We start from the raw sequence: 22,077 nt of genomic DNA, 5'->3' as shown, positions 1-22,077 counted from the left end.
CCGCCCCGCCCGCCACCCCGACCTGGGCGGGCCCCCGCGGTAAGTCCCGGGGGGCCCGGCCCTGATTGCCGACTCTGTACGCCGTACCGGCGTCAGCCGTCCGTCAGTTGTCGTCCTCGTCGATGAGGAAACCGCGCATCGGCGACGGCGTCTGCTGCATCGGCGACGGACCCTGCGGCCGCACCGGTGCCATCGGCTGGGTCATCGCCGGCGACATCTGCTGCTGGCCGCCGTAGGACGGACCACCGCTGGACGGGCTGCTCATGGAGTGGTTGCCGCCCATGGACTGGCCGCCACCCATGGTGTGGTTGCCGCCCATGGTGCCCGCACCGGCCGACGCCATCGACGGCGACGGCGGCAGCGAGGCGGCCGCCGGGGTCCGCGGCGGGGCCAGCGAGTCGTCGGCCTGGTTCTCCAGCTGACGCAGCTGGCTCTCCAGGTACGACTTCAGACGGGTGCGGTACTCGCGCTCGAAGCCCCGCAGGTCCTCGACCTTGCGCTCCAGCGTCGCGCGGGCCGACTCCAGCGAGCCCATCGCCACGCGGTGCTTCTCCTGCGCGTCCCGCTCCAGCGCGTCGGCCTTGGCGCGGGCGTCCCGCTCCAGGCCCTCGGCACGGCTGCGCGCCTCGCCGACGATCTTGTTGGCCTCGGAACGGGCCTCCGCGATCGCCTGGTCGGCGGTCTGCTGCGCCAGCGACAGCACGCGCGCCGCGCTGTCACCGCCGGGGCCGCCCTGCTGCTGGGCCGGCTGCGGCAGTTGCTGCGCGGGGCCGCCGAGCGGACCACCCATGGGGCCGCCCTGGCCCATCGGGCCACCCTGGCCCATCGGGCCGCCCTGACCCATCGGGCCGCCCTGACCCATCGGGCCGGGACCGTGCGGGACAGGGCCGTGCGGACCCTGCGGACCGTGGCCACCGGGACCGGGGGGCAGCTGCGGTGCACCACCGGGCAGTTGGGGCGGGCCACCCATCCCCTGCTGCTGCGGCGGAACCGGCTGCGGACCGGATATGGCGGCGGGCACCGGAGCCCCCGGCCGCTGCTGCTGCTCCTGCTGCTGGTCGGGCCCCTTGCGCAGCCCCTGCTGCTGGTTCTGCGCGGCGGCACGAGTGGCGGCGGCCAGCTTGGCGCGCAGGTCCTCGTTCTCCCGCAGCAGGCGGGTCAGTTCGCCCTCGACCTCGTCGAGGAAGGCATCGACCTCGTCCTCGTCATAGCCTTCTCGGAGGCGGACGGTCGTGAACTGCTTGTTCCGCACGTCCTCGGGGGTCAACGGCATCTCTACTTCACCTCAACGTAGTCGTCGGCAATCGGCAAGACCGTATCGTTCACACCAACAACACCGACCTCACGACGGTGATCAGGATGTAGACGATGATCATCAATACGAAGAAGGACAGGTCGAGCGCCACGCCCCCGAGACGCAGCGGCGGGATGACCCGCCGCAGAAGCTTGAGCGGTGGATCGGTGACAGTGTAGGTGGCCTCAAGAATCACCACCATCGCCTTGCCGGGTTGCCATGAACGGGCGAACTGGAAGACATAGTCCATCACCAGCCGGAAAATCAGCACGATCAGGAAGCAGTACAGCGCGATATAGATCACCTGACCAGCGACACTCATCTCGCGCGTCCCTCTCCCCTTGTTCCTGTGCCGACCTTATGGGCTTGGTGTGCCCGGTGTTGCGTCTCAGCTCTGGTTGAAGAATCCGCCCTCTGCGATACGGGCCTTGTCCTCCGCCGTGACATCGACGTTAGCAGGCGACAACAGGAACACCTTCTGCGTCACCCGCTCAATGCTCCCGTGCAGTCCGAAGACCAGACCGGCCGCAAAGTCGACAAGTCGCTTCGCGTCCGTGTCGTCCATCTCCGTGAGATTCATGATCACCGGAGTGCCCTCACGGAAGTGTTCCCCGATGGTACGGGCTTCGTTGTAGGTCCGGGGGTGCAGTGTGGTGATGCGGTAGGGCTCCCGCTCGGACACAACTTTGGGCATGATCACCGGTGCGTTCTTCTCCAGGTTCGGACGTTCGGGTGTGATGGATGCCACGGGGGCGATACGCGCGGGTCGTCCGCTTTCCGCGGCGAGCGGGGCGGGTTCACGCGGAGCGGGAGGCGTCACGGCGCGGACCGGTTCCTCCCGTTCCGGGCGTGTCTCGGGCTGCACTTGATGCTGCTGCCGCCGCCCTCGATCAGGCTCCGGGTCAAGCTCGGGCTCGAACTCGTCGTCGGGGTCGAACCCCCGGCCGTCGTACCCATCGTCCTCCACGAGGCCGAGGTAGACCGCCATCTTGCGCATCGCGCCGGCCATTCTCTGCGTCCTCCGCTCTGTGGTGGATCGGCTCCGTCACCGGGGGCCTTGGATCCACTCGGCCTGCCCCGCTTCCTGCGGGAATGACCATATTTTGTGCTGTGGTCCGACTTGCTTGGCGACGTTACCCGAGCCGTGGTCGGACTCCGAGTACCGAGGTGCCGATGCGTACATGTGTCGCCCCGGCCGCCACGGCGTCCTCAAGGTCCGCACTCATACCTGCCGACACCATGGTGGCAGCAGGATGGGTCAGGCGCAGGTCGGATGAGATTTCCACGAGCCGCTCGAAAGCGGCCCGTTGACGTCCGGCGTACGGTCCGGCCAGCGGCGCAACCGTCATCACACCGTCCAGGCGCAGCCCTTGGGAACCGGCGATCACCTCGGCGAGTTCCGCGACCCCCTCCGGCGCCACCCCGCCGCGATCTCCGACGATCCGTCCGTTTTGCCCTGACTCAACATCAAACGCCACCTGGATCAGACAACCCAACTCGCGCCCGGAACGCACCGCCTCCTTGGACAGCGCGGTGGCGAGCCGGGGCCGGTCGACCGACTGGACGACCCCGGCGTAACCAGCCACGGACCGCACCTTGTTGGTCTGCAATTGACCGACAAAGTGCCAATTCAACGGCAAATCGGCACATTCGGCCGCCTTGGGCGCCGCTTCCTGATCGCGATTCTCCGCGACCTGACGGACCCCCAGCTCCGCGAGCAGCCGGACGTCGCTCGCGGGGTAGGTCTTGGTGACGACGATCAGCGTGACCTCGTCCCGTGCTCGGCCGGCCTTGGCACAGGCGGTGGAGATACGATCCTCCACCCGCGCCAGGTTGTCGGCCAGTTGCGTTCTGCGGTCGTCGGTCACGGCGCAGCCTCTCCGGGGGCGTCCCCGAGCCATACGTAGCCCGCGAGCCGCCCGGTCGTGCGGTCGCGGCGGTACGAGTAGTGGTCCGCCGACTCCCGAGTGCAGATGGGCGATTGCGTACGCAACTGCACGCCGGCCGCGGCGAGTTGGGCCCGCACTCCGGCGGTGACGTCCACCGACGGGGTGTCCCAGGAGGTGGTCGCCCACGCCTCCGGCACCACCGCCGCGACCTCGGCGCGCATCGCCTCGGGCACCTCGTAGCAGCGCCCGCAGACCGCGGGGCCGACGTGGGCGAGGATCCGGGACGGCTCCGCGCCCAGTGCGGTCATGGCGGCGACGGCCGCCGGAACGACCCCGGCGACCAGGCCCGGGCGGCCGGCGTGCGCGACGCCCGCGATCCCGGCGACCGGGTCGGCGAGCAGGACCGGGACGCAGTCGGCGGTCAGCACCGCCAGCGCCAGTCCGCGACGGGCGGTCACCACCGCGTCCACGGACGGGATGTCGCCCTCTCCCCAGGGACCGTCGACCACGGCCACGTCCCGGCCGTGGACCTGGTTCATCCAGACCACCGCGGCCTGGTCGAGGCCCAGTTCCCGGGCGACCAGGTCGCGGTTGGCGCGGACGGCCGCGGGGTCGTCGCCCACCGCGCCGCCCAGATTGAGCTGCTCATACGGAGCGGCGCTCACCCCGCCCCACCTGTCGGTGAAGGCGAAGTGCGCGCCGCTCTCGTGGTGCTGTTGCCCTATCACGTCGGTGCTTTACATCACTTCAGGAAGTCGGGAACGTCCAGTTCCTCGGCCGCGGAGTCCGAGTACGGACGGGCCGGGGGAACCGAAGGACCGCCGGTCGACGGGTTGGACACCTCGCCCAGCGACGAGGAATCGGACGACACCGAGGACTCGTCCCGGATCGGCGGGACCGCGCCGAGACCACCGAACGACGGTGCCGTGCGCGCCGGCTCGACCGGGGGCACCGTCGGACGGGTCGGCGCCGGTACGGGCTCCTCGCGCTTCGGGGCCGACATACCGGCCTGCTGCGCGTCGCGGCGGGCCGGCGGCTGACCGCCGTCGAAGCCCGCGGCGATGACGGTGACCCGGACCTCGTCGCCCAGGGCGTCGTCGATGACCGCGCCGAAGATGATGTTGGCCTCGGGGTGCGCGGCCTCGCTGACCAGCTGCGCGGCCTCGTTGATCTCGAACAGGCCGAGGTCGGAGCCGCCGGAGATAGAGAGCAGCACACCGCGGGCGCCGTCGATGGACGCCTCCAGGAGCGGCGAGGAGATCGCCATCTCCGCGGCGGCCACCGCACGGTCGTCGCCGCGCGCCGAGCCGATGCCCATGAGCGCCGAGCCGGCCTCGGACATCACGGACTTGACGTCGGCGAAGTCGAGGTTGATCAGGCCCGGGGTCGTGATCAGGTCGGTGATGCCCTGGACACCCGACAGCAGCACCTGGTCCGCGGACTTGAACGCGTCGAGCACGCTCACCTGGCGGTCCGAGATGGACAGCAGACGGTCATTGGGGATCACGATGAGGGTGTCGACCTCTTCGCGCAGCTGCGCGATGCCGTCCTCGGCCTGGTTGGCGCGACGGCGGCCCTCGAAGGTGAACGGCCGGGTGACCACACCGATCGTCAGGGCGCCCAGCGAGCGCGCGATGTTGGCGACGACGGGGGCGCCGCCGGTGCCGGTGCCGCCGCCCTCGCCCGCGGTCACGAAGACCATGTCGGCCCCCTTGAGGACCTCCTCGATCTCCTCGCGGTGGTCCTCGGACGCCTTGCGGCCCACGTCCGGGTTGGCGCCGGCGCCGAGTCCGCGGGTCATCTCGCGGCCGACGTCGAGCTTGACGTCGGCGTCGCTCATCAGCAACGCCTGCGCATCGGTGTTGATCGCGATGAACTCGACGCCCTTGAGCCCGACCTCGATCATCCGGTTGATGGCGTTCACGCCACCGCCGCCGATGCCGACGACCTTGATGACTGCGAGGTAGTTCTGCGGTGCTGCCACGTCGAAGGCCTCTCGCCTCGATTTACGTGTCGTCGCCGCACATTGCGTGTGGACGCCGACTGATGCCGAAGGGATGTTCCGCTCTGCCGACCCGAACCCTAACCCTGAAGTTTAGGGTTACTGTGCCTGTGTTCCCGGTTCCACGGTCCCTTTGGAACGAGACACTAAGTCGACAAGGCGCGCGCGTTCAACGAACACGCCGAACCTCCCGTTTTTCTTTTCACCCTATGTGATCACCCATAGTCGTAGCCATCCAGGGTGCTGGCCTGCGACGCGGTACGTCAACTCCCGGACACCGCAGGTGCGCTGGGAACCGAGATGTCGAAGTGGCGCGCGTCACGCGCGGCCTTCAGCAGCTCGGCCAGCACCTTCGCCTTTTCGGCACCCTGTTCGCGGCTGCCCCACATCACCGTGCGGCCACCTGCGAGTTCGAGGGTGACGGAATCATAGGAGCGCACCCGGACGGTGCGGACGTCCTTACGGACTGCGGCCGGGAGATCCTCGGCGACGGTGACGGCGGCGCGCAGCAAACGTCCGGTTCCGAAACGGTGCAGACTCGGGGAGTCGGAAACGGTCATACGCAGAAGCGGAACGCCTTTGGGGGCGCGGCTCACCGTGGCGAACCGGATGCCCTCATTGTCCACTTCCTCGAACTTCCCGTTCGTTTGCAGCAGCAGTTCCGGCTTCCTTTCGGTCACTTCCAGACCGAGGGTGTGCGGCCATGACCGAGTGACGTCAACGCTTTTGAGGCGCGGGAGTTTGGCGAGCAGTCGGCGTTGTACCGCGTCGGTGTCCACGGAGGCGAGCGGTGCGTTCAAGGGAGCGGCCGCGGCGGCGACCACCTCCGCCGGCGTGAGCACCTCGGTGCCGCCGGCTCGGACCTGCTCCAACCGGAGCCAGCCCGAGCCGTAGAGCACCCAGGCACCGAACCCGCCGAGCAGCACCGCGAGAACCGCGATGATGATCACACCGCGGCGGCCCGGGCGGCGCAGCCGGAGAGCCGGCAACCGGAAGCGCCCGCCGCCGGACTGCGGCGAAGAGGGCGGGCCGGACGGTGACTTCTTCGCTCCGCGCCTGGCGGTGGTCGGTCCGGCCACGCTCTCCGCCTTCCCTCGTCCGCTACTTGCGGCGCTGCTCGATCGCGTCGTAGACCATGCCGACCAGCAACTCGTCGGCGTCCCGACGGCCGAACTCCGAGGCCGCGCGGGACATCTCGTACAACCGGTGCGGATCGCCCAGGACCGGGAGCACGCTGTTCTGCACCCAGTCCGGGGTCAGCTGGGCGTCGTCGACCAGCAGGCCGCCGCCGGCGTTGACCAACGGCTGGGCGTTGAGCCGCTGCTCGCCGTTGCCGATGGGCAGCGGGACGAAGGCGGCCGGGAGCCCGACGGCGGACAACTCGGCGACGGTCATCGCGCCCGCGCGGCAGAGCATCATGTCGGCCGCGGCGTACGCGAGATCCATCCGGTCCAAGTACGGTACCGGGACATAGGGGGGCATCCCCGGCATGTTCTCCACGTGCGGCAGTTCGTTCTTCGGCCCCACCGCGTGCAGCACCTGGATGCCGGAGCGCTGGAACGCCGGAACAGCCGCCTGGACGACCTCGTTCAACCGGCGGGCACCCTGGGAACCGCCGGACACCAGCAGGGTCGGCAGGTTGGGGTCGAGACCGAACGCGGCGCGCGCCTCGGGGCGGACCGCCGCGCGGTCCAGAGTGGCGATGGACCGACGCAGCGGAATGCCCACATAGCGGGCGCCGCGCAGCTTGCTGTCCGGGGTGCTGACGGCGACGTACGTGGCGTACCGCGAGCCGATCTTGTTGGCCAGGCCGGGGCGGGCGTTGGCCTCGTGGACGACGATCGGCACACCGAGCCGCTTGGCGGCGAGGTAGCCGGGCAGCGCCACATAGCCACCGAAGCCGACGACGCAGTCCGCCTTGGTGCGCTCCAGGATCTGCTCGGCGGCCTTGATCGTGCCGCGCAGCCGCCCGGGGACGGTGATCAGTTCGGGGGTGGGCTTGCGGGGCAGCGGGACGGCCGGGATCAGGCCCAGCTCGTAGCCGCGCTCGGGGACCAGTCGGGTCTCCAGGCCGCGCTCCGTGCCGAGTGCCGTGATCCCCACGGTCGGGTCCTGCCTCCGCAGGGCGTCCGCGAGGGCGAGCGCGGGCTCGATGTGGCCGGCGGTCCCCCCACCGGCGAGTACGACATGCACCGAAATTCACCGCTCTCCGGACGGCCGCCTCTTAACGCGCCGTCTCATCGTTTTCCATCTCACCCCAGCCGGTTTCCTGCCGGACCCAGGCTTCCGCGCCAACCGAGCCGTCAACGCCGCCCGTGCGGCGGGCTCGTCACGCGCGAAGGCGATCAGCAGCCCGACGGCGAACATCGTCGGCAGCAGCGCGGAGCCTCCGTAGGAGAACAGCGGCAGCGGGACACCGGCGATCGGCAACAGACCGAGCACCGCACCGATGTTGATCACGGCCTGGGCCATGATCCAGGTGATCACACCTCCCGCTGCGTACCGTACGAAGGGATCCTCCGTGCGTCCGGCCACGCGGATACCCGCATAGCCTAGAGCCGCGAAGAGGGCGAGCACCGACAGCGTCCCCGCCAGTCCCAGTTCCTCCCCGGTGATGGCGAAAATGAAGTCGGTGTGCGGTTCCGGGAGTTCTCCCCATTTTTCCATACTCGCCCCGAGCCCGGAACCGAAGAGTCCGCCCGAAGCCAGCGCGTAGATGCCGTGCACGGCCTGCCAGCACTGATCGCCGGGGCCGGGATCGGTCGCGCCGATGCAGGCGAGCCGGGACATCCGGTGGGCGCTGGTCTTGATCAACAGCGCGCTGAGCACCGTGGCCGCGCCGAGTACCCCCGCGAACAGCCGGGTCGGGGCGCCGGCCAGCCACAGCAGGCCGAAGAGGATCGCGGTGAGGATGATCGTGGTGCCCATGTCACCGCCGAGCATGATCAGCCCGAGCAGGAGAAATGTCACCGGCGTCAGGGGAACCAGCAGCTGCTTCCACTGCGTCAGTAGCTGCTTCTCCTCTTTGCGGGCGAGCAGGTCCGCGGCCCACAGGACGAGCGCGAGCTTGCCGAACTCGCTCGGTTGCACCTGGAAAGGGCCGCCCAGGCTGAGCCAGTTCTGGTTGCCGTTGACCGAAACCCCGATCCCCGGGATCTGCACCATGCCGAGCAGGAACACCGAACCGGCAAGCAGCGGATACGCCAGCGCCCGGTGCCGCCGCACCGACAGGCGGGAGGCGAACAGCAGCAGCCCGCCCCCGATGGCGGCCGCCAGCAACTGTTTGCGGAAGAAGTACGACGGCGCCAGACCGGACTGGAGGGCCTTGATCTGGGACGCCGAGTAGACCATCACCAGGCCCAGGACGATGATCAGCACAGGGGCGCCGAGGATGAGGTAGTAGGCCGTCAACGGGCGGTCCCAGGCCCGCTTGGCCCGGGTGTACAACCCGCGCGGGCCGGTCGGGGTCCGGCCGGCCCGCGGCGGGCGCGCCTTCGCGGGGGGCCGACGCGCCGGGCTCGGCCGCGCCGGCTTCGCCGATCGGGCGGTCATCCTCGTCCCCTCCACAGGTGCGCTCGCCGCCGGCGACGACGGCAGCGGGGAGAACCAGGCTAGTGACCCGCGGCGGCGAGTTCGCCCACCGCGTCGGCGAATGCCTCGCCCCGCTTGTTGTAATTGACGAACATGTCCATCGAGGCACAGGCCGGGGCCAGCAGGACGGTGTCGCCGGGCTCGGCCAGCCGGGCCGCTTCTCGGACCGCCTCGGACATCGCCCCAGTGTCGGTCCGGTCGAGGTCGACAACCGGGACATCGGGGGCGTGTCGCCCGAGCGCTTCGCGGATCAGCGCCCGGTCGGCGCCGATGAGGACCACTGCACGCAGCCGTCCGGCGGCGGTGCGCACCAGCTCGTCGAAGGTGGCGCCCTTCGCCAGGCCGCCGGCGATCCACACGATGTGCTCGTACGCCGCCAACGACGCCTCGGCGGCGTGGGTGTTGGTGGCCTTGGAGTCGTCGATGTAGGAGACCCCGGCGACATCCGCGACGTGCTGGATGCGGTGCGCGTCCGGGTGGAAGGTGCGCAGTCCCTCGCGGACCGCGGCGGCCGGGACGCCGAAGGCGCGGGCCAGCGCCGCGGCGGCCAGCGCGTTGGCGATGTTGTGCGGGGCCGCCTTCCCGGAGGAGGGGGCGATGTCCGCGATCTCGGCGAGCTCCTGGGCCTGCCGCTGCCGGTTCTCCACGAAGGCGCGGTCGACGAGGATGCCGTCGACGATGCCCAGCTGGGAGGGGCCGGGGGCGCCGAGGGTGAAGCCGATCGCCCGGCAGCCCTCCTCGACGTCGGCCTGTCGGACCAGGTCCTCGGTGGCCGGGTCGGCGACGTTGTAGACGCAGGCGACGGTGTTGCCCTCGTAGATCCGGCCCTTGTCGGCGGCGTACGCGGCCATGGAACCGTGCCAGTCCAGGTGGTCCGGGGCAAGGTTGAGAACGGTCGCGGAGTGTGCCCGCACCGACGGGGCCCAGTGCAGCTGGTAGCTGGAGAGCTCGACGGCCAGGACGTCGTACGACGCACCGTCCGCGCGGCCCTCGCCGAGCACCACGTCGACCAGCGGGACGCCGATGTTGCCTACCGCGGCGGTGCGCAGACCGGCCGCGGTCAGGATCGAGGCCAGCATCCGGACGGTGGTGGTCTTGCCGTTGGTGCCGGTGACCGCCAGCCAGGGTGCGGCATCCGGGCCGCGCAGCCGCCAGGCCAGTTCGACGTCGCCCCAGACCGGGACGCCGGCCTTCTCGGCCGCCAGGAAGAGCGGGCTGGTCGGCTTCCACCCGGGGGTGGTGACGATCAGCTCGGTGCCCTCGGGGAGGGTGTCGCCGTCGCCCAGCCGAACCGTGGCGCCGAGCTCTGCCAGCTCGGCCGCCTGGGCCCGTTCCCGTTCGCCGTCGCTGCTGTTGACGACGGTGACCCGGGCGCCGAGGCCGGCCAGGGCGCGGGCGGCGGGGACGCCGCTCACGCCGAGGCCGGCAACGGTGATGTGCCTGCCGGCGAAATCCTGCGGGTCCCGTGGGTCGTACCCGGTCACTTCGCCGCCTGCCAGCCGCCGTAGAAGATGCCCAGACCGACGATCACGCACATGCCCTGGATGATCCAGAACCGGACCACCACAAGGACTTCCGACCACCCCTTGAGTTCGAAGTGGTGTTGGAGTGGCGCCATGCGGAAGACCCGCTTACCGGTCATCCGGAACGAGCCGACCTGGATGACCACGGACATGGTGATCAGGACGAACAGACCGCCCAGGACGGCCAGCAGCATCTCCGTGCGGGAGCAGATCGCGAGGCCGGCGAGCGCACCACCGAGCGCCAGCGAGCCGGTGTCGCCCATGAAGATCTTGGCGGGCGAGGTGTTCCACCACAGGAAGCCGAAGCAGGCACCCATCAGGGCGGAGGCCACCACGGCCAGGTCGAGCGGATCGCGCACTTCGTAGCAGCCGGGTCCGGCGGTGATCTGGTTGGCGCAGGACTCCTGGTACTGCCAGATGCCGATGAAGGTGTACGCGCCGAAGACCATCACCGAGGCGCCGGTGGCCAGGCCGTCGAGGCCGTCGGTGAGGTTCACGCCGTTGGACATCGCCAGGATCATGAACAGCGCCCAGAGGACGAAGAGCACCGGGCCGATCTGCCAGCCGAAGTCCTGGGTGAAGGAGAGCCGGTCGGAGGCCGGGGTCGCGCCCCGCAGGTCGGCGAACTGGAGCGAGAGCACCGCGAAGGCGATGCCGACGATCAGCTGGCCGGCCATCTTCGCCTTGGCCCGCAGGCCCAGCGACCGCTGCTTGACGATCTTGATGTAGTCGTCGAGGAAGCCGACCAGGCCCATGCCCGCGAAGAGGAAGAGCACCAGGACGCCCGAGAAGGTCGGGTCGCTGGAGGTGATCACCTTCGTCAGGGCGTAGGCGATGATCGTGGCGAGGATGAAGGAGATGCCGCCCATGGTGGGCGTGCCCTTCTTGCTGCCGTGGGAGCGCGGGCCGTCATCGCGGATGAACTGCCCGTAGCCCTTCTTGGCCAGCAGTTTGATCAGCAGCGGGGTGCCGATCAGGGTCAGGAAGAGCCCGATCATCCCGGAGAAGAGGATCTGCTTCATGGAGTTCATCGGGACGCGGCCCCGCCCTCAACGCCGGAACCGACCTCGCCGTCCAGCAATGCCGCGGCGACCCGCTCCAGGCCCACCGACCTGGACGCCTTCACCAGCACGACGTCTCCCCCTCGCAGCTCCCTGCGCAACAGGTCGATCGCCGCCCGCGCGTCGGACACGTGCACCGACTCCTCACCCCACGAACCCTCGTTCTTGGCGCCCATGTCGAGCCAGGCCGCTTCCCTGCCGCCGACCGCCACGAGCTTGCTGACGTTGAGCCGGACGACCAGCCGTCCGACCGCGTCGTGTTCGGCGAGTGACTCCTCGCCCAGCTCGGCCATCTCACCGAGCACCGCCCACGTCCGGCCCCCCTTCGCCCTGGCGGCGGTGCCCATGGCGACCAGCGCACGCAGCGCCGCTCGCATGGACTCGGGGTTCGCGTTGTAGGCGTCGTTGACGACCGTCACGCCGTCCGCGCGCTCGGTGACCTCCATCCGCCAGCGGGAGAGCGTGCCGGCTTCGGAGAGCGCGGCGGCGATCTCGTCCACGGGCATGCCCAACTCATGGGCGACGGCGGCCGCGGCGAGCGCGTTCGACACGTGGTGCTCACCGTACAGCCGCATCGTCACATCACTGCACCCGGAGGGTGTGTGAAGCGTGAAGGCGGGCTGTCCGAGGCCGTTGAGCCGGACATTCTCGGCGCGGACGGCAGCGTCCGCGGCCTCACCGAAGAGGATGGTGCGGGCCTTGGTGCGGGACGCCATGGCACGGACGAACGGGTCGTCGGCGTTGAGCACCGCCACCCCGCCGTCCGCGGCCGCGGGCAGCGACTCGACGAGCTCGCCCTTGGCCTCGGCGATCTGCTCGCGGCCGCCGAACTCGCCGAGGTGCGCGGTGCCGACGTTGAGGACCACCCCGATCCGGGGCGGGGTCAGCCCGGCGAGGTAGCGGATGTGGCCGACGCCGCGGGCACCCATCTCCAGGACGAGGTGACGGGTGGTGGCGTCGGCGCGCAGCGCGGTGAGCGGCAGCCCGATCTCGTTGTTGAGGTTGCCTTCCGGCCACACCGTCGGCCCGTGCCGCTGGAGCAGCTGGGCGATCAGGTCCTTCGTGCTGGTCTTGCCGGCCGAGCCGGTCAGACCGACGACGGTGGTGCCCAGCCGGTCCACGACGGCCCGAGCGAGTGCGCCGAGAGCTGCGACGACGTCATCGACGATGATCGCCGGGACGCCGACCGGGCGGGCCGCGAGGACGGCCGTCGCGCCGGCTTCCACGGCGCCGACGGCGAAGTCGTGGCCGTCGACGCGCTCACCGGCGAAGGCAACGAACAGGCCACCCGGGCGGACCGCCCGGGAGTCCGAGACGACCGGCCCGGTGACCTCGCGGTCCGGGTCCGGTATGTCGTGCTGCTGCCCGCCGACGATGCTCGCGATCTCGGCGAGGGACAGGGAGATCACAGGTCACCCCCGAGGCCGTGCAGAAGGTGCCAACAAGAGGATTGTGCGCGCATGGCGGTGTGTCATCCCTGGTGGTTCGGCTGCTGTGACTGCTGCGGCTGCCGTGACTTCAGCGAATCCTCGATGGAAGCGCGCAGCACCTGACGGTCGTCGAAGGGGCGTACCACTCCGGCGATGTCCTGACCCTGTTCGTGGCCCTTGCCCGCGACGATCACGGTGTCGCCGGGCTCGGCGCGAGCGACCGCGGCGGCAATGGCGGCGGCCCGGTCCTCTTCTACGAGGACGGTGCCGCGCTCGTGGACGGGCACCTCGGCGGCGCCCGCAAGCATGGTGGCGAGGATCGCGAGCGGGTCCTCGGAGCGCGGATTGTCGGAGGTCAGCACGGCGGTGTCGGCGAGCCGGGCGACCGCGGCGCCCATCGGCATCCGCTTGTGCGGGTCGCGGTCGCCGCCGCAGCCGAGGACGGCGTGCACCTTGCCGGTGGTGACCTTGCGCAGCGCGCGCAGAACCGATTCGACGGCGTCCGTCTTGTGGGCGTAGTCGACGACCGCGAGGTAGGGCTGGCCGACGTCCACCCGCTCCAGGCGGCCGGGGACGCCGGGGATCGCGGCGACACCGTCGGCCGCGGTCTGCGGGTCGATGCCGGCGACGGCCAGCGCCGTGATGGCGGCCAGCGCGTTGGAGACGTTGAACGGGCCGGCGATCGGGGAGGCGGCGCGCAGCGTCACGCCCCCGGGGCCGTGCACGGTGAAGGTCGAGCCGAGCGCGCCGAGCTCGACGTCGGCGGCGCGCCAGTCGGCGTCCGGGTGGCCCTCGGCGGAGAACGTGGTGACCGGGACCTCGGACTCGCCGGCGGCCAGCCGGCGGCCGTACTCGTCGTCGATGTTGACCACGCCGGCCTTGCTGCGCGCCGCGGTGAACAGCTGGGCCTTGGCCTGGAAGTAGTCCTCCATGCCGGAGTGGAACTCCATGTGCTCCGGGCTGAGGTTGTTGAAGACCGCGACGTCGAAGACGCAGCCGTCGACCCGGCCGAGCACCAGCGCGTGGCTGGAGACCTCCATGGCGACCGAGCGGACGCCGCGCTCGCGCATCACCGCGAACAGCGCCTGGAGGTCGGTGGCCTCGGGGGTGGTCCGCTCGGACTTCAGGCGCTCGTCACCGATCCGGGACTCGACCGTGCCGATCAGGCCGGTCAGTCCGCCCATCCGTCGCCCGCCGCCGCCCTTGGCCGGCTGCGCTTCGCGCAGGCCACCCTCGGTCTCCTTCGCCGCGGCGGCCCGCAGCCCGCCCTCGATGAGGTACGCGGTGGTGGTCTTGCCGGAGGTACCGGTGATACCGATCTGGAGGAGGTCCTCGCCGGGTGCCCCGTAGATCGAGACGGCCAGGGCGCCCATCCGCCCGCGCGGGTCGTCGACGGCGAGCACCGGCAGGCCGGTCGCGGCGGCCCGCTCGGCGCCCGACGGGTCGGTCAGGATCGCGGCGGCACCGAGGTCGGCGGCCTGGGCGACGAAGTCGGCACCGTGCAGACGGGCGCCGGGCAGCGCGGCGTAGACGTCACCGGGGCGGACCGCACGGGAGTCGTGGGTGATGCCGGTGACCTGGACGGCATCCGCGCGGTCCGGGACCGGGATGGTCAGCTGCCGGGCGAGGTCGGCCAGGGGGGTGGGGCGGACCTCCTCAGGGCGCGGCGCGCCCGGATATCTGCCGGGGCCGCCCTTCTCCGCGTGCTGGGGTTTCGGGGACTGATCAGCTTGTGACACGGCGGTGAGCGTACCGGGCAGAACGGGCTCGGGGCGAAGTGAGGGCTTCGCCGGGGTTCTGTCACCGGGCAGGTGCGGGCCGTCGGGAGTGATCGTCGTCACGGCGGTGTTGCCTCGATTTCATTCGCCTGGCTTGAACGTGACCGGCAGCCGCGGCGGCTGTGCGCCGGTCGGGGGGACCTGGAGGGTCTTCAGTGCGAACGCCATGACCTGCTGGAAGATCGGGCCGCAGACCTGGCCTCCGAAATAGCTGCCCTGCTTGGGGTTCTGTACGGCGCAGTAGACGGTGATGCGCGGCTTGTCGGCGGGTGCGAAGCCGGCGAAGGAAGCGGTGTAGCCGTGGTAGCGGCCGGTCTTCGGGTCCACCCGGTTGGAGGTGCCGGTCTTGCCGCCGACCCGGTACCCGTCGATCTTCGCCTTGGCTCCGGTGCCCTCCTGGTCGTCCACCACCGATTCCAGCATGGTGGCGAGGGTGCCGGCGGTCTTCTGGCTCACCACGCGGTCCCGGGCGGGCGCGGAGGCCGGGGCGTACCGGCCGTCCGGCCCGGTGGTGCCGCGGACGAGGGTGGGGGCGATCCGCTCGCCGCCGTTGGCGATGGTGGAGTAGACGGAGGCGGCCTGGACGGCGTTGAGGGACAGGCCCTGGCCGAACGGGATGGTGTACTGCTGGGAGGTGTTCCAGTCCTGCGGCTTGGCGAGGATGCCGTCCGTCTCCCCGGGGAAGTTGAGCCCGGTGGGCTGGCCGATGCCGAATTTCCGCAGGTAGGAGTAGAGGACCTGGTTGGCCTGGGGCTGGGTGGTGCCCAGTTGGCCGGCGGCCAGGATGGTGCCGATGTTGCTGGACTTGGCGAGCACGCCGTTCAGCGTGAGGTGCCAGGTGTCGTGGTCGATGTCGTCCGAGAAGAGCCGGTCGCCGCGGTGCAGCCGGTTGGGCACGGTGACCCGGGTGTACGGGGTCGCGGCGCCCTCCTGTAGGACGGCCGCCATCGACATCAGCTTGCTGGTGGAGCCCGGCTCGAAGGCATCGGTGAGCGCGGGGTTGCCGAGCTCGTCCGGACCGGCCTTGGAGAGGTCGTTGGGGTCGAACCCGGGCGCGTTGGCGAGCGCCAGGATCTGGCCGGTGCGGGTGTCCTGGACGACGACGTAGCCGCGGTCGGCCTGGGACTTCTCCACCTGGTCGGAGATGGCCTGCTGGGCCGCCCACTGGATGTCGCGGTCGAGGGTCAGCTGGACGTCGGTGCCCGGTACGGCGGGGTGCTCCTGGGTGTCGGCGGTGGGCACCCGGCGGCCCCCGGACTGGGCGTAGACCAGCTTGCCGTCCTTGCCGGCCAGCTCCTTGTCGAGCTGGGCCTCCAGGCCGCCGGCGCCCTTGCCCGAGCCGTTGACGAAGCCGAGGACGCCGGCCGCGAGGTCGCCGCCCGGGTAGACGCGCTTGCTGTGCTTGTCCGCGAAGACCCCGACCAGGACGTCGGGGCGGGGTGCGCTCTTGGGGGCGGCGGCCGCCTTGGCGTCCAGCACCTTGCGGAGGTCCTTGATCTGCTTCCAGACCAGGGGGGTGCGCTGCCGGGCGAGCAGGACGTAGCGGGACGTCGGGTGGTCGAGCTTGGCGGCGAGGGTCGCCTCGGGCTCGTGGAGGATCGGCGCGAGCAGTGCGGCGGCCTGCTGCGGGGCATCCTTGATCTTGATCTTGTCGGGTGCCAGCAGGCTCGGGTCGGCGGTGATGTCGTACGCGTCCACGGTGGTGGCCAGGTCCACCCCGTTGCGGTCGGTGATGGCGCCGCGCTCGGCGGCCAGCTTGACCGGGACGTAGCGGTTCTCGTTGGCCTTGGCGGCGTACGCCGCGGCGTCCACGCCCTGTACCTGCACGAGCCGGATGACGAAGGCCACCATCACCAGCGTCAGCGCCAGGGCGACCAGTCGCAGCCGCGGGCGCGGGCTGACCGGCCGCAGCGGGCCGCCCGCCGTCCGGAGCCGCCCCGGGCCGCCGGTGCGGCGGGCGGCGGGCGGGCGGGGCGCACCGGACCGGCCGGCGGGTCGGCCGCCGGGCCGGGCGGGGCGCGGAACGCGACGGGGGTCCCTGGGCTGGGTCATACCGCGGTCTCCGGGGCGGGCACGGGGGTGGCGGGGGGCGGTGCGGCGCCGTGCGCCCGGTGCACCTGGGCGGCGGGACCCCAGCAGCGGAGTGCGGGGGCGGGCGTCACGGGGTCACCTGCGCGGCGGCCGACGGGGACGGCCCGGCCGTGGGGCCGGACGCGCGGGCGGCGGGGGCCGGCGGGACGGGTGGGGTGGGCGAGTCGGGCGTGAGGACGGAGGCCGGGGCCACGGGGGTCGCCAGCGGGCCCGGGAAGGACGCGACACCCGGGGTGCTGGGGGCGAGCGGTCCGGCCTGGGCCGGTACGGCCGCCGGCGCCACCGGCGGGACCGCGTCCGCCGGGGCGGTCTCCTGGACCGCCGGCCGCAGGTCCCCCGGGCGGAGCGGCAGCGGCCCGGCGGAGGCGGACAGCGGGGTACCCGTGGACGAGACCGGGCCCGGGGCGCCGCGGACCGTGCCGTCCGGCAGCAGGAACGCCGGGTTGCCGCCGGGCACCATGCCCAGCTTGCGGGCCCGGCGCGCCAGCGCGTCCGGTGCGGAGTAGCCGTCCACCTCTTGTTGGAGCGCCTGCTGCTCGTCCGACAGCTCACCGGTCTTCCGCTCCAGCCTGCTCAGCTCGAACGAGCCTTGGTTGAGCGCCGAGTTGAGCAGCAGCAGGGCGATCAGACCGGAGCCCAGGAGCACCACGACCAGCAGGACGAAGGGCGTCCGCGCGGCAGAGCCGCCGCGCGGCGCGGAGGGCAGCAGCGCGGTCAGGCGCTGCCTGCCGCGCGGTCGGCCCCCCCGCGCTGTCACGCGATGTCCTCGCGGATGCGCTCGGCGCCACGCAGCCGGGCGGGGGCCGCGCGCCGGTTCTCCGCGACCTCCTCCTCCGTGGGCAGTTCGGCGCCACGGGTCAGCAGCTTGAGGCGGGGCTGGTAGCGCTCGGGGACCACCGGGAGGCCGGGCGGCGCGGTGTTGCTGGCGCCGGCCGCGAAGACCTGCTTGACCAGCCGGTCCTCCAGCGAGTGGTACGCGAGCACGGCGATCCGGCCGCCCACCGCGAGCGCCTTCACGGCGGCCGGGATGGCGCGCTCGACGCAGGCCAGCTCGCCGTTGACCTCGATGCGCAGCGCCTGGAAGGTGCGCTTGGCCGGATTGCCGCCGGTGCGCTTGGCGGCCTGCGGCAGCGCGTCGCGGATCAGCTCGACCAGCCGGGCGCTGTTGCTGAACGGCTCCTTCTCCCGCTCCCGGACCACCGCCGAGACGATCCGCTTGGCCTGCTTCTCCTCCCCGTAGGCGCGCAGGATCCGCACCAGTTCCCCGGGCGGGTAGGTGTTGAGGACCTCGGCGGCGCTGATGCCGGTCGTCTGGTCCATCCGCATGTCGAGCGGGGCGTCCTGGGCGTAGGCGAAGCCGCGGTCGGCCTCGTCGAGCTGCATGGAGGAGACCCCGAGGTCGAACAGGACGGCCTGGACGTGCGGCAGCCCGAGCCGGTCGAGGACCTCGGGGAGCTCGTCGTAGACCGCGTGCACCAGGGTGGCGCGCTCTCCGTAGGGGGCCAGCCGCTCCCCCGCGAGCCGGAGCGCTGACGGGTCACGGTCCAGGGCGACCAGCCGGGCCTCCGGGAACGCGGCGAGCAGCGCCTCGCTGTGCCCACCGAGGCCGAGGGTGCAGTCGACGACGACCGCGCCGGGCTCGGCGAGCGCGGGGGCGAGCATGTCCAGACACCGCTGGAGCATGACGGGTACGTGGCGAGTGTTGCTACTCATGCGCCTTCCGATGGTGGGCGGCAGGTGGGTCCCCGGCCGTTGGCTGGGGGATGCCGCACGTACCGCTTGGTCCCCGCCCGCTCTGAAGGGGAAGTGGCCCTCCGGCGACGGGGAAGTGACGTCGGAAGACCGGTGGAGCGGGAGGAGGCCGAACCGTACGTACGGTCACGCACGCGAGGGATCCGGGATCCAAGGAGAGCGTCACGCCTCCCACTTCGCGCCACTTTAGTCCACCTGCCGTCCCGGTCAATCAACTGGTTCCGCGCGTCCCCCGCACGGTGCGCCCGGACGATTCCTACGCGTTTGCCCCGTGACGTCCGAGCCGGTGGATTGCCTCACAGGGTGTGATGTTGCCCCCTACGCCTGCCGTATAGAGGGGCTGAACAGGCCACCAACGATTACCGTGAGGCCATGCCCATACCTGCGTCGCAGCCGCTGCCCCCGCCCGACAACAGCACCCCTGCCACCACCGACGGCACCGTCACCGACCGTCTCGTCGAGGCCAACCAGCGGTACGCCGCCGCCTTCGCGGACCCCGGGATGGACGCTCGGCCGGTTCTCCAGGTCGCCGTCGTGGCGTGTATGGACGCCCGGCTGGATCTGCATGCCGCGCTGGGCCTGGAGCTCGGCGACTGCCACACCATCCGCAACGCCGGCGGTGTGGTGACCGACGACATCATCCGCTCCCTGACGATCAGCCAGCGCGCGCTCGGCACCAGGTCGGTCGTCCTCATCCACCACACCGGTTGCGGTCTGCTCAGCCTGACCGAGGACTTCCGGCACGAGCTGGCGGCCGAGGTCGGCCAGCGGCCCACCTGGGCGGTCGAGGCGTTCAAGGACCTCGACGAGGACGTCCGCCAGTCCATGCAGCGGGTGCGCACCTCACCCTTCCTGCTGCACAAGGACGACGTCCGCGGCTTCGTGTTCGACGTGACGACGGGCCTGCTGCGCGAGATCGATCCGCGGGACTGACCTGCGGCGGTGCGCCCGGTCGACCCGCCGTGCACGGCGGCGGGTCCCGTCGCCACCCTTCCCTTGCGCCCGGTTCGCCGGGGTTGTCCGGTTGGCCGGGACCGAACGGTGTGAGTTATCCACAGGCCATGACGTGAGGCCGCACGGGCGGCAAGAATGCGTGGGTGACATCCCGACCGGCCGTGGCCGGGCGGGATGCGCACACGGGGAGGACCGAGTCCATCGAGGGGGCGTCGGCCACCCGGGGAGGGGCCGAGGAGGGCCGAGTGACGACGTATGACGAACGAGCGAGCCTTGCCGATCTGACCACCACCGCCGGGCGGGTGCGCCGGTCAGTGGAGGGCGTGATCGAGGGCAAGCCGGAGGTCGTACGGCTCGCGCTGACCGTCCTGCTGGCCGAGGGCCACCTGCTCATCGAGGACGTGCCGGGCGTCGGCAAGACGATGCTCGCCAAGGCGCTGGCCCGGTCCATCGACTGCTCGGTGCGCCGCATCCAGTTCACCCCCGACCTGCTGCCGTCCGACATCACCGGCGTCAGCGTCTACGACCAGCAGCGCCAGGACTTCGAGTTCAAACCCGGCGCGATCTTCGCCCAGATCGTGATCGGCGACGAGATCAACCGCGCCTCCCCCAAGACCCAGTCCGCGCTCCTGGAGTCCATGGAGGAGCGCCAGGTCACCATGGACGGGCAGACCTACCACCTGCCCAACCCCTTCATGGTCGTCGCGACGCAGAACCCGGTCGAGATGGAGGGCACCTATCCGCTCCCGGAGGCGCAGCGGGACCGCTTCATGGCCCGGGTGTCGATCGGCTACCCCAGCCCGGCGGCCGAGCTGCGGATGCTCGACGTGCACGGCGGCGCCTCCCCGTTGGACGACCTGCGCCCGGTGGCGCACGCCCACGAGATCGTGAAGCTGACCGAGGCGGTGCGCGCCGTGCACGTCGCCGAGGCCGTGCGCCGGTACGCCGTCGACCTCGTGGCGGCCACCCGCAGCCACCCCGATCTGCGGCTCGGTGCCTCGCCCCGGGCGACCCTGCACCTGCTGCGCGCCGCCAAGGCCGCGGCGGCCATGTCCGAGCGGGAGTTCGCGCTCCCGGACGACGTACAGTCGCTGGCGGTGGCGGTGCTCGCGCACCGTCTGCTGCCCACCGCCCAGGCCCAGTTGAACCGCCGCACCGCCGAGCAGGTGGTGCTGGAAATCGTGCGGCGCACCCCGGTCCCCGACCCGTCAGCCCCGCAGTGGCGGCAACCCGACCGCGGCCAGCGGCCGCCCGGCGCACGGGGGTTGTGATGTCCGGCGGGGGGAGCACCGGGACGCCGGAGCCGGGCGGGCTCCGCGCCGCATTCGGGGGGCTGACGACGCGCGGCCGGTCGTTCCTGGCGGCCGGGGTGGCCGCCGCGGCCTGTGCGTACCTCCTGGGGCAGGCGGATCTGCTGCGGGTCGGGCTGCTGCTGGCGGCGCTGCCGCTGGTGTGCGTCCTGGTGCTGCACCGCACCCGCTACCGCATCGCGAGCAGCCGCACGCTCACGCCGGCCCGGGTGCCGGCGGCGGCCGAGGCCCGGGTCGGACTCCGGGTGGAGAACGTGGCCCGGCTGTCGACCGGCGTACTGATGCTCCAGGACCGGGTCCCGTACGTGCTCGGGCCCCGGCCGCGCTTCGTCCTGGACCGGATCGAGCCCGGCGGGCACCGCGAGGTGTCCTACCGCGTCCGCTCCGACCTGCGCGGCCGCTATCCGCTGGGGCCGCTCCAACTGCGCCTGTCCGACCCGTTCGGCATGTGCGAGCTGACGCGTTCCTTCAGTGCGTTCGACACCCTGACCGTGGTGCCCCGGGTCGAGCCGCTGCCCCCGGTCCGGCTGGCCGGCGAGGCCGCCGGGTACGGCGACGGACGCCACCGCTCGCTCGCCCTGGCCGGTGAGGACGACATCATTCCGCGCGGCTACCGCCACGGCGACGACCTGCGCCGGGTCCACTGGCGCTCCACCGCGCGCCACGGCGAGCTGATGGTCCGCCGCGAGGAGCAGCCGCAGAAGGCGCGCTGCACGATCCTGCTCGACACCCGGGCCGTCGCCCACCACGGCGCCGGGCCGGACTCGGCCTTCGAATGGGCGGTGGCCGGCGCCGCCTCGGTCGCACTGCACGTGCTGGAGCGGGGCTTCTCGGTGCGGCTGCTGACCGACACCGGCAGCGCGGTGCCCGGCCCGGACGGCGGCGGCTTCGCGGGCGGCGGCGAGTCCGCCGACGCCGGGGGCCTGCTGCTGGACACCCTCGCCGTCGTGGAGCATTCCGCCGAGGAGGGCCTCTCCGCGGCGTACGACGTGCTGCGCGGCGGCACGGAGGGGCTGCTGATCGCCTTCTTCGGCGAGCTGGACGAGGAGCAGGCCGCACTGGCCGGCCGGATCAGCCGGCGCAGCTCCACCGCGGTCGCCTTCGTCGTGGACGGCGACGCCTGGTCCCGGGGGCCCGGCGGGGTCCGCTTCTCGCACGGCGGGACGCCGGTCGGCGAACGGTTGCGGATGCTGCGGGAGGCGGGCTGGACGGCGCTGCCGGTGGCGCCGGGTGCCGCACTCGCCGACCTGTGGCGGACCGCGGACCGGGCGGGGGCCGCACCGGCCGGGGCGGCATCGGGGTGGGGCGACGTGCACGGCGCTCCCGGACGAAGCGAGGCGGGCGCATGAGCGGGCGCAGTGAGCGAATCATCCGGTGGTGCGTGCCTCGCGCATGCGGGGGC

19 protein-coding genes are annotated in these 22,077 nt (G+C 71.7%); 3 read left to right on the top strand and 16 right to left on the bottom strand.

Annotated features, from left to right (window positions below; genetic code table 11):
• Positions 1–103: 103 nt before the first annotated feature.
• From ACFVT2_RS35070 to rsmH, 16 genes are all read right to left on the bottom strand, one after another.
• Positions 104–1,273, bottom strand: a complete 1,170-nt coding sequence (locus ACFVT2_RS35070; protein ID WP_390024663.1) for a DivIVA domain-containing protein — start codon at positions 1,271–1,273, stop codon at positions 104–106.
• A gap of 49 nt (positions 1,274–1,322) precedes the next feature.
• Positions 1,323–1,616 (bottom strand): YggT family protein, encoded by a 294-nt coding sequence (locus ACFVT2_RS35065; protein ID WP_189298284.1) that lies wholly within the window; start codon positions 1,614–1,616, stop codon positions 1,323–1,325.
• A gap of 66 nt (positions 1,617–1,682) precedes the next feature.
• Entirely contained in the window at positions 1,683–2,303 is a 621-nt protein-coding gene (locus ACFVT2_RS35060) for a cell division protein SepF (RefSeq protein ID WP_016575127.1), read from the bottom strand.
• Between the two features lie 124 nt (positions 2,304–2,427).
• Positions 2,428–3,195: a YggS family pyridoxal phosphate-dependent enzyme gene (locus ACFVT2_RS35055; RefSeq protein ID WP_390024661.1), complete on the bottom strand. Its 768-nt coding sequence runs from the start codon at positions 3,193–3,195 to the stop codon at positions 2,428–2,430.
• Positions 3,159–3,911 (bottom strand): peptidoglycan editing factor PgeF, encoded by a 753-nt coding sequence (pgeF, locus tag ACFVT2_RS35050; RefSeq protein WP_390024660.1) that lies wholly within the window; start codon positions 3,909–3,911, stop codon positions 3,159–3,161. The genes ACFVT2_RS35055 and pgeF overlap by 37 nt, the downstream gene beginning before the upstream one ends.
• 14 nt (positions 3,912–3,925) lie before the next feature.
• A complete protein-coding gene (gene ftsZ / locus ACFVT2_RS35045) occupies positions 3,926–5,167 on the bottom strand; it encodes a cell division protein FtsZ (protein WP_390024658.1) in 1,242 nt (413 codons plus the stop codon).
• A 281-nt stretch (positions 5,168–5,448) separates the two neighbouring features.
• A complete protein-coding gene (locus tag ACFVT2_RS35040) occupies positions 5,449–6,264 on the bottom strand; it encodes a cell division protein FtsQ/DivIB (protein ID WP_390024657.1) in 816 nt (271 codons plus the stop codon).
• 22 nt (positions 6,265–6,286) lie between these two features.
• Entirely contained in the window at positions 6,287–7,378 is a 1,092-nt protein-coding gene (gene murG / locus ACFVT2_RS35035; RefSeq protein ID WP_390024655.1) for an undecaprenyldiphospho-muramoylpentapeptide beta-N-acetylglucosaminyltransferase, read from the bottom strand.
• Between the two features lie 6 nt (positions 7,379–7,384).
• Positions 7,385–8,737 (bottom strand): putative lipid II flippase FtsW, encoded by a 1,353-nt coding sequence (gene ftsW, locus ACFVT2_RS35030; protein ID WP_390024653.1) that lies wholly within the window; start codon positions 8,735–8,737, stop codon positions 7,385–7,387.
• A gap of 59 nt (positions 8,738–8,796) precedes the next feature.
• On the bottom strand, positions 8,797–10,260 hold the full coding sequence (gene murD / locus ACFVT2_RS35025; RefSeq protein WP_390024651.1) for a UDP-N-acetylmuramoyl-L-alanine--D-glutamate ligase: 1,464 nt from the start codon (positions 10,258–10,260) through the stop codon (positions 8,797–8,799).
• Positions 10,257–11,321 carry a phospho-N-acetylmuramoyl-pentapeptide-transferase gene (gene mraY, locus ACFVT2_RS35020; RefSeq protein ID WP_390024649.1) on the bottom strand — a complete coding sequence of 355 codons (1,065 nt, stop codon included), beginning with the start codon at positions 11,319–11,321 and terminating at the stop codon, positions 10,257–10,259. Before mraY ends, murD begins: the two co-directional genes overlap by 4 nt.
• 5 nt (positions 11,322–11,326) lie before the next feature.
• Complete coding sequence (gene murF / locus ACFVT2_RS35015; protein WP_390024647.1) at positions 11,327–12,769, bottom strand: UDP-N-acetylmuramoyl-tripeptide--D-alanyl-D-alanine ligase; 1,443 nt, start codon at positions 12,767–12,769, stop codon at positions 11,327–11,329.
• 62 nt (positions 12,770–12,831) lie between these two features.
• Positions 12,832–14,631 (bottom strand): Mur ligase family protein, encoded by a 1,800-nt coding sequence (locus ACFVT2_RS35010; protein ID WP_390024645.1) that lies wholly within the window; start codon positions 14,629–14,631, stop codon positions 12,832–12,834.
• An 18-nt stretch (positions 14,632–14,649) separates the two neighbouring features.
• Entirely contained in the window at positions 14,650–16,620 is a 1,971-nt protein-coding gene (locus tag ACFVT2_RS35005) for a peptidoglycan D,D-transpeptidase FtsI family protein (RefSeq protein WP_390024643.1), read from the bottom strand.
• A 106-nt stretch (positions 16,621–16,726) separates the two neighbouring features.
• Positions 16,727–17,416: a septum formation initiator family protein gene (locus ACFVT2_RS35000; protein WP_390024642.1), complete on the bottom strand. Its 690-nt coding sequence runs from the start codon at positions 17,414–17,416 to the stop codon at positions 16,727–16,729.
• Positions 17,413–18,372 (bottom strand): 16S rRNA (cytosine(1402)-N(4))-methyltransferase RsmH, encoded by a 960-nt coding sequence (gene rsmH, locus ACFVT2_RS34995; RefSeq protein WP_390024640.1) that lies wholly within the window; start codon positions 18,370–18,372, stop codon positions 17,413–17,415. Before rsmH ends, ACFVT2_RS35000 begins: the two co-directional genes overlap by 4 nt.
• Positions 18,373–18,783: 411 nt before the next feature.
• Between rsmH and ACFVT2_RS34990 the strand changes: the two genes are divergently transcribed.
• From ACFVT2_RS34990 to ACFVT2_RS34980, 3 genes are all read left to right on the top strand, one after another.
• Complete coding sequence (locus ACFVT2_RS34990; protein WP_390024638.1) at positions 18,784–19,344, top strand: beta-class carbonic anhydrase; 561 nt, start codon at positions 18,784–18,786, stop codon at positions 19,342–19,344.
• 266 nt (positions 19,345–19,610) lie between these two features.
• Positions 19,611–20,636, top strand: coding sequence for an AAA family ATPase (locus tag ACFVT2_RS34985; protein WP_390024636.1), 1,026 nt, complete (start codon positions 19,611–19,613; stop codon positions 20,634–20,636).
• A complete protein-coding gene (locus tag ACFVT2_RS34980; protein WP_390024634.1) occupies positions 20,636–22,024 on the top strand; it encodes a DUF58 domain-containing protein in 1,389 nt (462 codons plus the stop codon). The genes ACFVT2_RS34985 and ACFVT2_RS34980 overlap by 1 nt, the downstream gene beginning before the upstream one ends.
• Positions 22,025–22,077: the final 53 nt, after the last annotated feature.

It is taken from the genome of Streptomyces sp. NPDC058000, assembly GCF_042886435.1.
Classification (GTDB): domain Bacteria; phylum Actinomycetota; class Actinomycetes; order Streptomycetales; family Streptomycetaceae; genus Streptomyces.
The sequence above is the reverse complement of the archived record's forward strand: the minus strand, read 5'-3'. Positions and strand labels throughout refer to the sequence as shown.